This is a genomic window from Streptomyces sp. DI166, from assembly GCF_900091315.1.
Taxonomy (GTDB): domain Bacteria; phylum Actinomycetota; class Actinomycetes; order Streptomycetales; family Streptomycetaceae; genus Streptomyces; species Streptomyces fuscus.
Genome location: NZ_FLSP01000028.1, coordinates 1 through 14179, shown reverse-complemented (window position 1 = coordinate 14179; position 14179 = coordinate 1). Strand labels below are relative to the sequence as shown.

The following is a 14179-nucleotide window of genomic DNA, read 5'->3' as shown; positions in this document are numbered from 1 at the left end:
CAGTCGCCTCCGCCGCCCCCGCAGGAAGGGCACGCCAGCCGTCGCCCCTGGCGCTCCCACCGGGAGGGCGCCTCAGCCGCCGCCCCCACCGGGAGGGCGCCTCAGCCGCCGCCCCCGCACCTCACCCGTGCCACGACCGCCACAGCGCCGCGTACGCCCCGTCCGCCGCGACCAGCTCGTCATGGCTGCCCAGCTCGCTGATCCGGCCGCTCTCGACGACGGCGATGACATCGGCGTCGTGAGCGGTGTGCAGTCGGTGGGCGATGGCGACGACCGTCCTGCCGTCCAGCACCCGTGCGAGGGAACGCTCCAGGTGGCGGGCGGCCCGCGGGTCGAGGAGGGAGGTCGCCTCGTCCAGGACCAGCGTGTGCGGATCGGCCAGCACCAGCCGGGCCAGCGCGATCTGCTGCGCCTGCGCCGGGGTGAGCGCCAGCCCGCCCGAGCCGACCTCCGTGTCCAGTCCGTCGTCGAGGGCCCGGGCCCAGGAGTCGGCGTCGACCGCGGCGAGCGCCGCCCACAGCTCCGCGTCCACGGACTCCTCCCACGTCCCCGCGTCGGCGGGGAGCCGGGAGTGGGGCAGGGCGAGCAGCAGGTTGTCGCGCAGGGAGCCCACGAAGACGTGGTGCTCCTGGTTGACCAGGGCCACGTGCTCACGGACCCGCTCGGCCGGCATCCGGGACAGTTCGGCGCCGCCGAGGGCGATGCGGCCCTCCCGGGGCGCGTAGATGCCCGCGAGGAGCCTGCCCAGGGTGGACTTGCCCGCGCCGGAGGGACCGACCAGCGCCAGCCGGGTGCCGGGGGCCACCTCCAGGGACACCTTGCGCAGCACGTCCACGCCGTCGAGGTAGCCGAAGTGGACACGGTCGGCATGCACGTCGCGTCCGTCGGGGGCCAGCGAGGAGTCCCCGGCGTCCGGCTCGATGTCCCGCACCCCGACCAGCCTGGCCAGCGACACCTGGGCGACCTGGAGCTCGTCGTACCAGCGCAGGATCAGGCCGACCGGGTCGACGAGCATCTGGGCGATGAGCGCGCCGGTGGTCAGCTGGCCCACGTCGATCCAGCCCTGGAGGACGAAGACGCCGCCGAGTATCAGCACCGAGCCGAGGACGGTGACGTGCGTGACGTTGATGACCGGGAACAGCACCGAGCGCAGCCAGAGGGTGTAGTTCTCCCAGGCCGTCCACTCCTTCACCCGCTGCTTCGTCAGCTCGATGCGGCGGTCGGCGAGCCGGTGGGCCTCGACGGTGCGACCGGCGTCCACGGTCTCGGCGAGGACCGCGGCCACGGCGGCGTATCCGGCGGACTCGGAGCGGTAGGCGGAGGGCGCCCGCTTGAAGTACCAGCGGCAGCCCACCACCAGCACCGGCACGGCGAGCAGCACCGCGGCGCCCAGCGGCGGCGCGGTGAGCACGAGCCCGCCCAGCAACAGCGCCGCCCACACCACGCCGATGGCCAGCTGGGGCACGGCCTCGCGCATGGCGTTGGCGAGCCGGTCGATGTCGGTGGTGATCCGGGACAGCAGGTCGCCCGTTCCGGCCCGCTCCAGCACACCGGGCGGCAGCCCGACGGACCGGACGAGGAAGTCCTCGCGCAGGTCGGCCAGCATCCGCTCGCCGAGTATCGCCCCGCGCAGCCGGACCTCCCGGACGAACACCGCCTGGACGGCGAGCGCGGCCAGGAACAGCGAGACCGTGAACCCCAGATGAAGCTCCCGGGCGTCCTCCGACACCCGTTGGACCAGGTCGCCGAGCAGCCAGGGTCCGGCCATGGAGGCCAGTACGGCGGCCGTGTTGACGCCGATCAGGACCAGGAAGGCGCGGCGGTGCCGGCGGAACAGTTCGGTCACGTAGGCGCGTACGGTGGTCGGGGCGCCGACGGGCAGGGTGTGCGCCGTCGTCGGGGCCGCGGGGTCGTAGGCCGGTGGCGCCACGCCGATCATGCGGATTCCTCGATTTCTTCCAGTGCGTCGAGCCGGGCGGCCCCGGTCAGCCGGGCCTCTATGTCAGGTCCCGGTTGGCCGCCCATGTCGGGTCCCGGATGGCCACCCGGTCGCGCAGTCCCGTCGGCCCCGGCCACGGCTCCTTCGCGCACCGCCTCGTGCCGTGCCGCCGCCTCGTCGTCCGTCTCCCGGGTCACCACGGCCCGGTACAGCGGCTCCTTGTGGATCAGTTCGCGGTGCACGCCCACCGCCGTGGCCTCGCCCTCGTGGACGAGGACGACCCGGTCGGCCCGGTCCAGGAGCAGCGGCGAGGAGGTGAACACCACGGTGGTGCGACCGGAGCGCAGCTCCCGCAGACCGCGCGCGATCCGCGCCTCGGTATGGGAGTCGACGGCGGAGGTGGGTTCGTCCAGGACGAGCACCTCGGGGTCGGTGATCAGGGAGCGGGCCAGGGCCAGGCGCTGGCGCTGGCCGCCGGACAGGGAGCGCCCGCGCTCGGTGATGAGGGCGTCCATCGGGTCGGCGGCGTTGAGCGATCCCTGTGCCAGTGCGGCCAGTACGTCCTCGCACTGTGCCGCCGCCAGGGCCTCCGCCGGGGCGACGGCGCCGGACTTGGGCACGTCGAGCAGTTCGCGCAGGGTGCCGGAGAGCAGTACCGGGTCCTTGTCCTGGACCAGGACGGCCGTGCGCGCGGTGTCGAGCGGCAGTTCGTCCAAGGGCACCTCGCCCAGCCGGACCGAGGTGCCGGGCTCGGCCGGGTGTCCGCCGAGCCGTTCGGCCAGGCGTCCGGCCGCGTCCGGGTCACCGCAGACCACTGCGGTGAACAGGCCCGCGGGCGCGAGCAGTCCGGTGTCCGGGTCGTACAGATCGCCGGACGGCGGCTCACCGGCGCGGGATCCGTCGGTGTCGGTGGCCCGCTCCAGCGCCAGCACCCGCGCGGCCCGCCGGGCCGAGGGGCGTGAGAAGGAGTAGGCCATCGCGATCTCGGCAAAATGCCGCAAAGGGTATGTGAGGAGCATGATCGAGCTGTAGGCGGTGACCAGTTCACCAACGGCGATGCGGCTGTCGCGGGCCAGATGGACGCCGTACCAGACGACCGTGATCAGGAGCAGGCCGGAGAGCAGGACCTGGATGGCGTCGATCAGCGCCCACATCCGGGCGCTGCGGACGGCGGCGTGGCGGACCTCCTGGGAGGCGCGGCGGTAGCGGTCGAGGAAGAGTTCCTCGCCGCCGATGCCGCGCAGCACGCGCAGTCCGGCGACGGTGTCGGAGGCGAGTTCGGTGGCCCGGCCCGCCTTCTCGCGCTGGAAGTCGGCCCGTCTGGTGGCCCGGGGCAGCAGCGGCAGTACCGCCACGGCCAGGACCGGAAGGCCGACGGCGACCACGACGCCGATCGCGGGCTGGTAGAGCACCAGGCCGACGCAGACCAGCACGATGGTGACCGCGGCCGCGGTGAAGCGGGAGACGGCCTCCACGAACCAGCCGATCTTCTCGACGTCGCCCGTGGAGACCGCGACGACCTCTCCCGCGGCCACGCGCCGGGTCAGCGCGGAGCCGAGCAGCGACGCCTTGCGGGCCAGCAGTTGCTGGACGCGGGCGGCGGCGGTGATCCAGTTGGTGACGGCGGCGCGGTGCAGGAAGGTGTCGCCGAGGGCGACTGCGGCGCCGCTGAGCACCAGCAGTCCGCCGGCGAGGGCGAGTCGGCCACCGGAGCGGTCGACGACGGCCTGGACGGCGAGGCCGACACAGAACGGCAGCGAGGCCACGGCGGCGAAGTGCAGCAAGCCCCAGGCGAGGGCCTTGCACTGTCCGCCCAGCTGGTTCCGGAAGAGCCACCACAGGAAGCGGGGACCCGAGCGGGCGTCCGGGACGCCCGGGTCGGTATACGGAAGGTCTTGAATCTGCATGACGTCCCAGTGGCTCGGGTCGGTGGGCGGGAGAGAGAAGCGGTGGCCACCGCTCGCGGTGACAGCAAACCGTGTCAGGTTCGCGTCGGGGCAGGGGTGGTGGCAAGCGGTTTTCGCCGCGGTGGAAACGATTCGGCTGCACCCACCCGCCCCACCGGACCCACAGCTTCCGCCTGGCCCCGCACAGCAGGGCCCAGGGTGTTCGCCGACGGGAACCCAGAAAGCAGGGAGCGCTTTCCGTCCGGCGGGGCGACGGGCTTGCGCCACCCCGGCCGACGCCCCATTGCGCCGCCCCCGGGCGCCCCCGTAGAACACCCCCCATGAAGAGCCGGATCGTCATGTCCATGCTCGCCGGAGCGACTCTCCTGGCGAGCACGCTCCTCGGAGCGACACCCGCGTCCGCCCAACAAGCCGACACCCCCACCGAGTTCGGATCGGACTGGCACGACCCGGTCACCGCCGCGCCACCCGTCACCGCCCCGAGCACCAAGGCCTGCCGAGTGACGCTCGCCGAGGCGCAGTTCCGCGACTTCACGCCGTACCGCGGCACCTACACCCCGCCCGGCACGTGCGGCGACCGCTGGAGCAAGGTCGTGCTGCGCCTCGACGGCAAGGTCAAGGGCCGCCAGTACGACCGGCTCGGCCACCTGAGCGTCGGCGGCGTCGAGATCTTCCGCACCTCGACCCCGCAACCCTCGCCCGACGGCATCGAATGGTCCGTCGAGAAGGACGTCACCCGCTACACCGACACCCTCCGTCGTCCCGGCGATGTGGAGATGCTGATCGGGAACGTCGTCGACGAGACGTACACCGGCATCATCGACGTAAAGGTGACCCTGACCTTCTACGCCGGAAGACCCGCACATGCCGCCGACACCCCCGACCGGATCCTGCCCCTGGCCAACGGCACGATCACCACCCCGCGCAACAGCGAACGTATCGTCGCCGAGGTGTACGCCACCGGCTCCGGCGGCGGCTGCGAGGAGTACTGGTACCTCACGGTCCCCGAATCCGCCCCTTACTCCTGCCAGGCCGCCGACGGCCCGAACCGCGAGGTGCAGATCCGGGTCGACGGCCAACTGGCCGGGATCGCCGCCCCGTTCCCGCACGTGTGGACCGGAGGCTGGTCCAACCCCTTCCTCTGGTACGTGATTCCGGGGCCGCGCGCCTTCGACGTCCGGCCCATTGAGTACGACCTGACGCCCTTCGCGGGGATCCTCAACGACGGCCGCCCGCACGACATCCAGGTCTCCGTCGCCGGGCTCCCCGAGGGCCGTCCCGGCTGGAGCGCACCCGTGAACGTCCTCGTCTGGCAGGACGAGAACAGCGCCCGGGTCACCGGAGCGCTCACCGCGCACCGCGACCGGGGTCTCGACAACTCCTCCACCTACACGCCCGGTTCGCGGCACCGGGTGGACACCGGGAGCGCGCACCGCCTGACCGTCGCGCGCTACGTCGACACTTCGCACGGCCGGGTGACCACCACCGTCCGCCGTTCGCTGGCCCACACCTCCGTCCACCAGTGGACCGACGGCGAGACGACGGACGCACTCGACGCCACCTGGCGCGACACCGAGTCGGTCACGGCCGACGGACGCGGACCGGCCCGGACGACGCACACGCACCGGACGTACACCATGGACGGCACCACCACCCTCGGCGCCGACGACCGGCTGCGCACCGTCCTGACCCTCGGCGACCAGGCGACGTCCGAGAACACGCGCGACGGACGGCGCAGCGCCTGGTCCCGGCTCGACGACACCTATCGCGGCGACGCGACCTGGACCGTCAACGTGCCCCGCGACCAGCGCCACGCGGTCGGCACATCGACCGAGCGCTACCGCCTCCACGGCTCGCACGTGCCCGGCGGCTGCTACGACCGCTCGCTGGCCACGGCGCAGGGCACGCTCACCGAGGACCGGCGGCGCTGCTGACACAACCGAGGGCTCCTTCGCCGGCGGAACCGGCGGAGGAGCCCACGGTTCAGTACCGTACGGCGCTCTGCAGCAGCGGCGGATACACGACCGACTCCTCTCCGTCCACCGTGGCCCCGGCGAACTGGAGCATCGACCGGATCGAACCGTTCACCGGGGAAGGGTAGTTGAGCTCCGGCTCGGACACCTTGTCCAGCGCCTCCAGGTGCTCCGGGGCCAGCCGTACGTCAAGTCCCGCGAGATTGCTCTCCAGATGCTCCAGCCGCCGGGCCCCGACGATCGGTACGACCGTCCCCGGGCGCGACCGCAGCCAGGCCAGGGACACCGCCGCCGACGAGGCGCCCAGCTCGTCCGCCACCGCGGCGACGGCGTCGATCACCTCGTACTCCCGCTCGCTCGGCCCGCCGACGAAGGCCGAGCGGGCGGAGTCGGTGACCTCGGCGCCGCGGCGGTACTTGCCGGAGAGGAAGCCGTTGCGCAGCGGGCTCCACGGCACCAGTGCCATGCCCTGGTCGGCGGCGAGCGGGGCGAGTTCGCCCTCGACGGTACGGGCCAGCAGCGAGTACTCGACCTGGAGGGCGATCAACGGGGTCCAGCCCTTGAGCAGGGCCAGCGTCTGCGCCTGCGCGGTCAGCCAGGCGGGGGTGTTGGAGAAACCGACGTAGCGGATCTTGCCCGCCCGGACCAGGTCGTCCAGGGTGCGCATGGTCTCCTCGATCGGGGTGTGGCGGTCCCAGTTGTGCAGCCAGTACACGTCGAGGTAGTCGGTGCGCAGTCGCCGCAGTGACTCGTGGAGCTGCGCGATGATCGAGGCGCGGCCCGCGCCACCGCCGTTGGGGTCACCGGGGAAGAGGTTGCCGAAGAACTTCGAGGCCAGGACGACGTGTTGGCGGCGTCCGGGGCGCGCGGCGAAGTAGTCGCCGAGGATCTTCTCCGAGTGGCCGTTGGTGTAGAAGTTCGCGGTGTCGATGAAGTTCCCGCCCCGGTCGAGGTAGGCGGAGAGGATCCGCTCGGACTCCTCGACGCTGCACCCGGCGGCCCCCGGGTCCTCGCCGAAGGTCATCGCGCCGAGCGCGAAGGGGCTGACGCGCAGACCGGAGCGGCCGAGGGTGACGTAGTGATCGAGTGGCATGATTGTGCTCCTTGATTGGTGAATCGGGCGGATCGACTGAGTCAAGGGAACCGTGAATCACCACGTCATCGGTAGACCGATCCGATTCAGCTCTTGCACAATCCGATCGCTTCCAGGGTGATCGTGCCGATCGCACCCTTACAGTGAAGCGTGCGCACGAGAGAAGAACTGCTCGACGAGGTCCGCGGGATCATCGCGGACCGGACGGCGACCGGAACCTCCGGCACCGGGATTCCAGGGCTGCTGCTGTCCCGGGTGGAGACGGCTGAGCCGGACTACTCCCTCACCGAGCCGCTGCTGGTGGTCATGGCGCAGGGCGGCAAGCGGCTGCTGCTCGGTGATCAGGTGTACGAGTACCGGGCCGGGGACTGCCTCGTGGTCACCGCCGATCTGCCGGTCACCGGTCACTTCATCAACGCCCGCCGGGAGGAACCGGCGCTCGGCATGGCCCTGGAACTGCGCCCCGCCGCCGTGGCACCCCTGCTCCTGGAGGCCCCGCCCCTGCCCACGGCGCCCGCCACCGCACTCGCGACCGGGCGGGCAGACGTCGACCTGCTGGACGCCGTGGCCCGCCTGCTGCGCCTGCTGGACCGCCCCACGGACGCGCCGGTGCTCGCCCCGCTCATCGAACGCGAGATCGTCTGGCGCCTGCTCACCGGCCCGCACGGCGCGATGGTCCGCCAGATCGGCATGGCCGACAGCAGCCTGTCCTACGTCGCCCGCGCCATCCGCTGGATCCGCGAGCACTACGCCGAACCGATGCGCGTCGAGGACCTCGCCCGGCTCACCGGAATGAGCAGTTCGGCCTTCCATCGCAACTTCCGCGCCGTGACGGCGATGAGCCCGCTGCAGTTCCAGAAGCGCATCCGGCTCCAGGAGGCCCGTTCCCTGCTGGTCGCCCGGCCGGGTGATGTCGCGGGCGTCGGCCATCTCGTGGGCTACGACAGCCCTTCGCAGTTCAATCGTGAGTACCGCAGGATGTTCGGCGCACCGCCGGGACAGGACGCCAACCGCCTGCGCGCGGCGGGCACGCCTTCCCCCGTACGGCAGTTGCCCTGAACCCCTGGCTGCGTGCCGCCTGAACCCTGGCTACGCGCCGCAGCCGCGGGCGTCCCCGTCCACCAGCGTGTCCAGCAACCCCCCGAGCACCTGACGCTGTTCGGCCGTCAGCGGCGCCAGGATCTCCCGTGCCGCGGACCGCCGCGCTGCGTGCAGGGCCCGCAGCGCCTTCAGACCGTCCTCGGTGAGTTCGATGCGGATCACCCGGCGGTTGGTCGGGTCCGGTACCCGGCGTACCTTGCCGCTCGCCTCCAGCCCGTCCACCAGGGACGTGACGGCACGCGGGACCACCTCAAGCCGAGCGGCGAGGTCGGCCATCCGGGGCGGGGAGTCGTAGTGGGCGAGGGTGCGCAGCAGACGGGACTGGGCCGGGGTGACGCCCAGGCCGGAGAGTTCGATGTGCCGCTTCTGGATCCGGTGCACACGCCGGGTCAGACGCAGCAACTGCTCGGCGAGCGAGCCGTCGGGGTCGGCCGCGGTGGCGGAGTCGGAGATCACCGGATCGGGGCTGGTCATACGGGAACAATAACAGGACCACGTTCATTGTGAGTATAGGTAACAATGAGCTAAGCTCCGTCAGTCCCGTACTCACCCCTCCGTAGGAGCCCATGCACCCCGATCACCAACCCACCTGGACACCGCCGGACGACAGCGACCAGCAGCCCCGGCAGGTGCGCCGCATCCTGCGTCTGTTCCGCCCCTACCGCGGGCGCCTCGCGATCGTCGGCCTGCTGGTCGGCGCCGCGTCCCTGGTCTCCGTGGCCACACCGTTCCTGCTGAAGGCGATCCTCGACGTCGCCATCCCCGAGGGCCGCACCGGCCTGCTCAGCCTTCTCGCGCTGGGCATGATCCTCAGCGCCGTCCTGACCAGCATCTTCGGCGTCCTGCAGACCCTGATCTCGACGACCGTCGGCCAGCGCGTCATGCACGACCTGCGCACCGACGTGTACGGCCGCCTCCAGCGCATGTCGCTGGCCTTCTTCACCCGGACCCGCACCGGCGAGGTGCAGTCCCGTATCGCCAACGACATCGGCGGGATGCAGGCGACCGTCACCTCCACCGCCACCTCCCTGGTCGCCAACTTCACCAGCGTCGTCGCCACGATCATCGCGATGCTCGCCCTCGACTGGCGGCTGACGGTCGTCTCCCTGCTACTGCTCCCGGTGTTCGTGTGGATCAGCCGCCGCGTCGGCAACGAACGCAAGAGGATCACCACCCAGCGCCAGAAGCAGATGGCCGCGATGGCCGCCACGGTCACCGAGTCGCTCTCCGTCAGCGGCATCCTGCTCGGCCGCACCATGGGCCGCTCCGACTCGCTGACCAAGGCCTTCTCCGACGAGTCCGAGGCCCTGGTCGATCTGGAAGTGCGCTCCAACATGGCCGGGCGCTGGCGCATGGCCGTCATCACGATCGTGATGGCCGCGATGCCCGCCGTCATCTACTGGACCGCGGGCCTGGCCCTCCAGTACGGCGGCCCGGAGGTCTCGATCGGCACCCTCGTCGCCTTCGTCTCGCTCCAGCAGGGCCTGTTCCGCCCCGCCGTCAGCCTGCTCGGCACCGGCGTCCAGATCCAGGCCTCGCTCGCCCTCTTCCAGCGCATCTTCGAGTACCTCGACCTGCCCATCGACATCACCGAACCGGAGAACCCGGTCCACCTCGACGAGATCAAGGGCGAGGTCCGCTTCGAGGGCGTCGAGTTCCGCTACGACGACCAGGGCGCCCCCATCCTCGACGGCCTGGACCTGACCGTCCCCGCCGGCGGCAGCCTCGCGGTCGTCGGCCCGACCGGTGCGGGCAAGTCCACGCTCGGCCACCTGGTGCCCCGCCTGTACGACGTCACCGGCGGCCGGGTCACCCTCGACGGGGTCGACGTGCGCGACCTGGACTTCGACACCCTGGCCCGCGCGGTCGGCGTCGTCTCGCAGGAGACGTACCTCTTCCACGCCTCCGTCGCCGACAACCTGCGCTTCGCCAAGCCCGACGCCACCGACGAGGAGCTGCACGCGGCGGCCAAGGCCGCGCAGATCCACGACCACATCGCCGCCCTGCCCGACGGCTACGACACGGTCGTGGGCGAGCGCGGCTACCGCTTCTCCGGCGGCGAGAAGCAGCGGCTGGCGATCGCCCGGACCATCCTGCGCGACCCGCCGGTCCTCGTCCTCGACGAGGCCACCAGCGCCCTGGACACCCGCACCGAGCACGCCGTGCAGCAGGCCATCGACGCGCTCTCGGCCAACCGCACCACGCTCACCATCGCGCACCGCCTGTCCACCGTCCGGGGCGCCGACCAGATCGTGGTCCTGGACTCCGGCCGCACCGTCGAACGCGGCACCCACGAGGAACTGCTGGCGCTGGACGGCCGGTACGCGGCGCTGGTGCGCCGGGACGCGCAACTGGAGCCGACGAGCTGAGGGCGCCACCGGGCCCACCGGCCTGACCAGGCCCTACCCGGTCAACCGGATGGCCCCGTCCCGCTGCCGACAAAATGAAGATATGCCGGGTTTGTGACCATGTGCGAGTTACCGTGCCCGCATGCACATGAACACTCCGTCACGGAAAGCGATCCGACTGACGCGCCGGGGCCGAATCGTCCTCATCGCGACCGGGGCCGTCGTGGCCGGCACCGCCGTGGCGGTGCCGCTGCTGAGCATGGACGGCGAGGCCGAGAAGAAGCCCACCACCCTGGTGATCCCGGAGGGCTGGCGGTCCGGACAGGTCTACGAGGCCGTCGACAAGGCCCTCGCCCTGCCCGCGGGCACCACCAAGAAGTCACTGGCCAAGGCCGATCTGAAGCTGCCGACCGACGCGGACGGCAACCCGGAGGGCTACCTCTTCCCGGCCACGTACCCGCTGGAGACCAACGGCAAGAAGGCGACGCCTCAGGCGCTGCTCAAGGCGATGGTCGACACCGCGAACAAGAAGTTCAACGGCGCCCCGATCGCCGCGGGCGCCCAGCGCAACGCTATGAACGTCTACCAGGCGGTCACCATCGCCAGCATCGTCCAGGCCGAGGCGGCCACCAAGGCCGACATGGGCAAGGTGGCGCGGGTCGTCTTCAACCGCCTGGAGCGCGGCATGCCGCTCCAGATGGACTCCACCATCAACTACGCCCTCAACCGCTCCACGCTGAAGACCACCGAGTCCGACACCCGGATCGACAGCCCGTACAACTCGTACCAGCGCATGGGCCTGCCCCCGACCCCGATCGACAACCCGGGCGAGGAGGCGGTGCGTGCCGCGATCAACCCCACGCCGGGCGACTGGCTGTACTTCGTCACCGTCAAGCCCGGCGACACCCGCTTCACCGCCGACTACGCCGAGCACCAGCGCAATGTCGCCGAGTTCAACCGCAACCAGCGCAGCACCCCGCCCGAGGAGAAGTCGAAGTGACCGCGTGGGACATCACGCGGCGACCGGGCGCTCCTCGGCCAGCAGCCGCCTGATGTCCCGTACGGCCGCGCGGCCCGCCCGGTTGGCGCCGATGGTGCTCGCCGAGGGGCCGTAGCCGACCAGGTGGATCCGCGGATCGGCGACCGCCCTGGTCCCCTCGACCCGGATACCGCCGCCCGGCTCCCGCAGTTTCAGCGGCGCCAGGTGATCGATGGCGGCCCGGAACCCGGTCGCCCAGAGAATGACGTCCGCCTCCACGCGGCGGCCGTCCGCCCACTCCACGCCGTGCGGGGTGATCCGCTCGAACATGGGCTGCCGGTCCAGCACCCCGTCCGCGAGGCCCTGCCGGATCGCGTCGTTGAGCGGCAACCCGGTGACCGACACCACGCTCTTGGGCGGCAGCCCCTGCCGCACCCGCTCCTCCACCAGCGCCACCGCGGCCCGCCCCAGGTTCTCGTCGAAGGGGCCCTCGCGGAACACCGGGGGCCGCCGGGTCACCCAGGTAGTGTCGGCCGCGTACGGGGCGATCTCCAGCAGGTGCTGGGTACCGGAGGCGCCGCCGCCCACCACGATCACCCGCAGCCCCGCGAACTCCTCCGGCCCCGGGTACTGCGCGGTGTGCAACTGCCGCCCCCGGAAGGTCTCCTGCCCCGGGTAGCGGGGCCAGAACGGCCGGTCCCAGGTGCCGGTGGCGTTGATCAGCGCCCGCGTCGACCAGTCCCCGGCCGAGGTCTCCACGAGCAGCCGCCCGTCGTCCCCCTCGCGCACGGCCCGTACGTCCACCGGCCGCCGTACGCGCAGGTCGAAGGCGCGCTCGTACTCCGCGAAGTACTCGGCGATCACCTCGGCGGACGGCCGCGCCAGATCGGCCCCGGTCAGCTCCATTCCGGGCAGCGCGTGCATCCCGTGCACCTTGCCGTACGTCAGCGAGGGCCACCGGAACTGCCAGGCGCCGCCGGGCCCGGGGGAGTGGTCCAGCACCACGAAGTCACGGCCGGGCTCGAATCCGGTGCGGCGCAGGTGATAGGCGCCGGAGAGCCCTGCCTGACCGGCGCCTATGACGACTACCTCGGTGTTGTTCACGTTTCTACCAACCATGCGGGGGTCGAGGATCTTCCCGGGGCCTCAGCGCTCGGCCCGGTGGGGAAGCTCGTGGACGATCACGCCCCCGTCGATCACGACGACACGATCGGCCAGGCGCACGGCCGCCTCCGCGTCCCGCGTGGCGAGCAGCACGGCACACCCCTGGCGCCGCCACAGGTCCCCGCTGGGCGCCCCGAACGGCTCGTCCAGCAGCAGCAGTTCGGGTTCGCGCAATAACGCCCGCGCCAGCCAGACGCGTTGCACCTCGTCGGCGGAGAGGGACTTGGCGCGGGCGTCCGTACGGTGGGCGAGCCCGACCGAGTCGAGCGCCCGCCGGGCACCGTCACGGCCCGGCTTGCCCGGCACCCCGAGCAGGACGCACCGCCAGACCCGCTTCCACGGCGGCAGCCGGTGCGGGTGCAGGGCGGCGGCCTTGCGGCGCGGTACGAGGACGGTGCCCGCGATGTCACAGTCGAGCCCGGCCAGTACCCGCAGCAGCGTGGACTTGCCGCTTCCGGGACGGCCGAGGAGGGCGACGAACTCACCGGGCCGGATGTCGAGCGTCAGCCCGTCGAGCGCGCGCCGGCCGTCGTAGGAGCGGGTGAGACCGTCGACGCGGACGGCGTGCGGGGGCTTGACGGTGCGGCGTCCGGTGTACGGACTCGCCGGCCGGTGGAGGTCGGTCGCCATGGCGGCAGCCTTTCGCGGGTGCGGACGACGAGCGGCCGTCGGCCGGACACGCCGTACGACCGACCGTAGGAACCCGCCGGAGCGTGGGTCAACGCGGGCCGGGGGAACTTCATACGGCCGTCACACACGGGCCGGGCTCCCGCGCCGCTGCCGGAACGGATGACGGAGGATGGGCGCATGTCAGACACCTTCACCACCCGAGTCCTCAACGTGACGTCCGGTTCCTCGGAGACGGTCGTCGATCTGACCCGCGACTGCGAGGCATTCCTGCGCGAGGCGGCCGGCGGCCGGGACGGCCTGCTGAACGTCTTCGTCCCGCACGCCACCGCCGGTGTCGCCGTCATCGAGACCGGCGCGGGCAGCGACCACGACCTCCTCGCCGCCCTGCACACCCTCCTGCCCGCCGACGACCGCTGGCAGCACCGCCACGGCAGCCCCGGCCACGGCCGCGACCACGTCCTCCCGGCGATCGTCCCGCCCCACGCGACGCTCCCCGTCCTGAACGGCCGCCTGGAGCTGGGGACCTGGCAGTCGGTGTGCCTGGTCGACACCAATAAAGACAATGTCAACCGTCAGGTTCGACTGAGCTTCCTGGGGTGAGCTTGCTGGCTTGAGCAAGATCGTCCTGGGTGTGGCCGCCAAATCTCCGTACCTTGCGTGTTCGAAACGGAGATGTCTTGCGCGGTACGGACCTGAACATGATCGAACGCCCCTACGACGGATGCGGGAAGTGCCTGCTCGGCGTGCGACGTCTGTCGCGGATGAAGCTCGCGACGTCGTCGCCGGAGCGGCAACGGGAGGACGTGCTGACCGCTGCCGCGTCTGTCGGGGGCCACATCATCGGCTGGGCCGATGACTGGGAGGTGTCGGGCGCCACCGACCCGATGACCCGGCCGAAACTGGGCCCGTGGCTTCGCGATGAGAGGGGTCCTTACGACGGGCTGGTGGCTGCAGCCGTGGACCGGCTCGGCCGCAACGTCGTGGACTGCCTGAACACTGGCTACAAGATGCGTGACGAGGGGAAGCTGCTCGTCACCTACGGGCA

The 14179-nt window shown here is 71.7% G+C and carries 12 protein-coding genes; 6 read left to right on the top strand and 6 right to left on the bottom strand.

The genetic code is table 11. The features are described 5' to 3' along the window. Window positions 1-121: 121 nt before the first annotated feature. Window positions 122-1939 carry an ABC transporter ATP-binding protein gene (locus tag GA0115233_RS16020; protein WP_093720895.1) on the bottom strand — a complete coding sequence of 606 codons (1818 nt, stop codon included), beginning with the start codon at window positions 1937-1939 and terminating at the stop codon, window positions 122-124. Beyond that, window positions 1936-3846 (bottom strand): ABC transporter transmembrane domain-containing protein, encoded by a 1911-nt coding sequence (locus GA0115233_RS16015; protein WP_255310216.1) that lies wholly within the window; start codon window positions 3844-3846, stop codon window positions 1936-1938. The genes GA0115233_RS16020 and GA0115233_RS16015 overlap by 4 nt, the downstream gene beginning before the upstream one ends. Window positions 3847-4166: 320 nt before the next feature. Between GA0115233_RS16015 and GA0115233_RS16010 the strand changes: the two genes are divergently transcribed. Continuing rightward, complete coding sequence (locus GA0115233_RS16010) at window positions 4167-5780, top strand: peptide-N4-asparagine amidase (protein WP_176711800.1); 1614 nt, start codon at window positions 4167-4169, stop codon at window positions 5778-5780. Between the two features lie 49 nt (window positions 5781-5829). Here the strand turns inward: GA0115233_RS16010 and GA0115233_RS16005 are convergent, their stop codons facing one another. Then, complete coding sequence (locus GA0115233_RS16005; protein WP_093720894.1) at window positions 5830-6912, bottom strand: aldo/keto reductase; 1083 nt, start codon at window positions 6910-6912, stop codon at window positions 5830-5832. 150 nt (window positions 6913-7062) lie between these two features. Here GA0115233_RS16005 and GA0115233_RS16000 point away from each other — a divergent pair, with 150 nt between their 5' ends. Then, window positions 7063-7971, top strand: a complete 909-nt coding sequence (locus tag GA0115233_RS16000) for an AraC family transcriptional regulator (RefSeq protein ID WP_218063481.1) — start codon at window positions 7063-7065, stop codon at window positions 7969-7971. A gap of 30 nt (window positions 7972-8001) precedes the next feature. Here GA0115233_RS16000 and GA0115233_RS15995 read toward each other — a convergent pair whose 3' ends face one another. Continuing rightward, window positions 8002-8487 (bottom strand): MarR family winged helix-turn-helix transcriptional regulator, encoded by a 486-nt coding sequence (locus GA0115233_RS15995; protein WP_093720893.1) that lies wholly within the window; start codon window positions 8485-8487, stop codon window positions 8002-8004. 92 nt (window positions 8488-8579) lie between these two features. Here GA0115233_RS15995 and GA0115233_RS15990 point away from each other — a divergent pair, with 92 nt between their 5' ends. Together GA0115233_RS15990 and mltG are read left to right on the top strand one after the other, a co-directional pair. Continuing rightward, complete coding sequence (locus GA0115233_RS15990; protein WP_093720892.1) at window positions 8580-10382, top strand: ABC transporter ATP-binding protein; 1803 nt, start codon at window positions 8580-8582, stop codon at window positions 10380-10382. 121 nt (window positions 10383-10503) lie between these two features. Continuing rightward, the gene (gene mltG, locus GA0115233_RS15985; protein ID WP_093720891.1) at window positions 10504-11361 is read left to right on the top strand and encodes an endolytic transglycosylase MltG; all 858 of its coding nucleotides are present in this window, start codon (window positions 10504-10506) and stop codon (window positions 11359-11361) included. A gap of 12 nt (window positions 11362-11373) precedes the next feature. Here mltG and GA0115233_RS15980 read toward each other — a convergent pair whose 3' ends face one another. After that, window positions 11374-12444 (bottom strand): NAD(P)-binding domain-containing protein, encoded by a 1071-nt coding sequence (locus GA0115233_RS15980; RefSeq protein ID WP_093720890.1) that lies wholly within the window; start codon window positions 12442-12444, stop codon window positions 11374-11376. Window positions 12445-12486: 42 nt separating this feature from the next. Next, window positions 12487-13134 carry an ATP-binding cassette domain-containing protein gene (locus GA0115233_RS15975; RefSeq protein WP_093720889.1) on the bottom strand — a complete coding sequence of 216 codons (648 nt, stop codon included), beginning with the start codon at window positions 13132-13134 and terminating at the stop codon, window positions 12487-12489. A 177-nt stretch (window positions 13135-13311) separates the two neighbouring features. Here GA0115233_RS15975 and GA0115233_RS15970 point away from each other — a divergent pair, with 177 nt between their 5' ends. Together GA0115233_RS15970 and GA0115233_RS15965 are read left to right on the top strand one after the other, a co-directional pair. Next, the gene (locus tag GA0115233_RS15970; protein ID WP_093720888.1) at window positions 13312-13734 is read left to right on the top strand and encodes a secondary thiamine-phosphate synthase enzyme YjbQ; all 423 of its coding nucleotides are present in this window, start codon (window positions 13312-13314) and stop codon (window positions 13732-13734) included. 98 nt (window positions 13735-13832) lie between these two features. Then, window positions 13833-14179: recombinase family protein (locus GA0115233_RS15965; RefSeq protein WP_255310213.1), on the top strand; the 347-nt coding region annotated here is incomplete at its 3' end.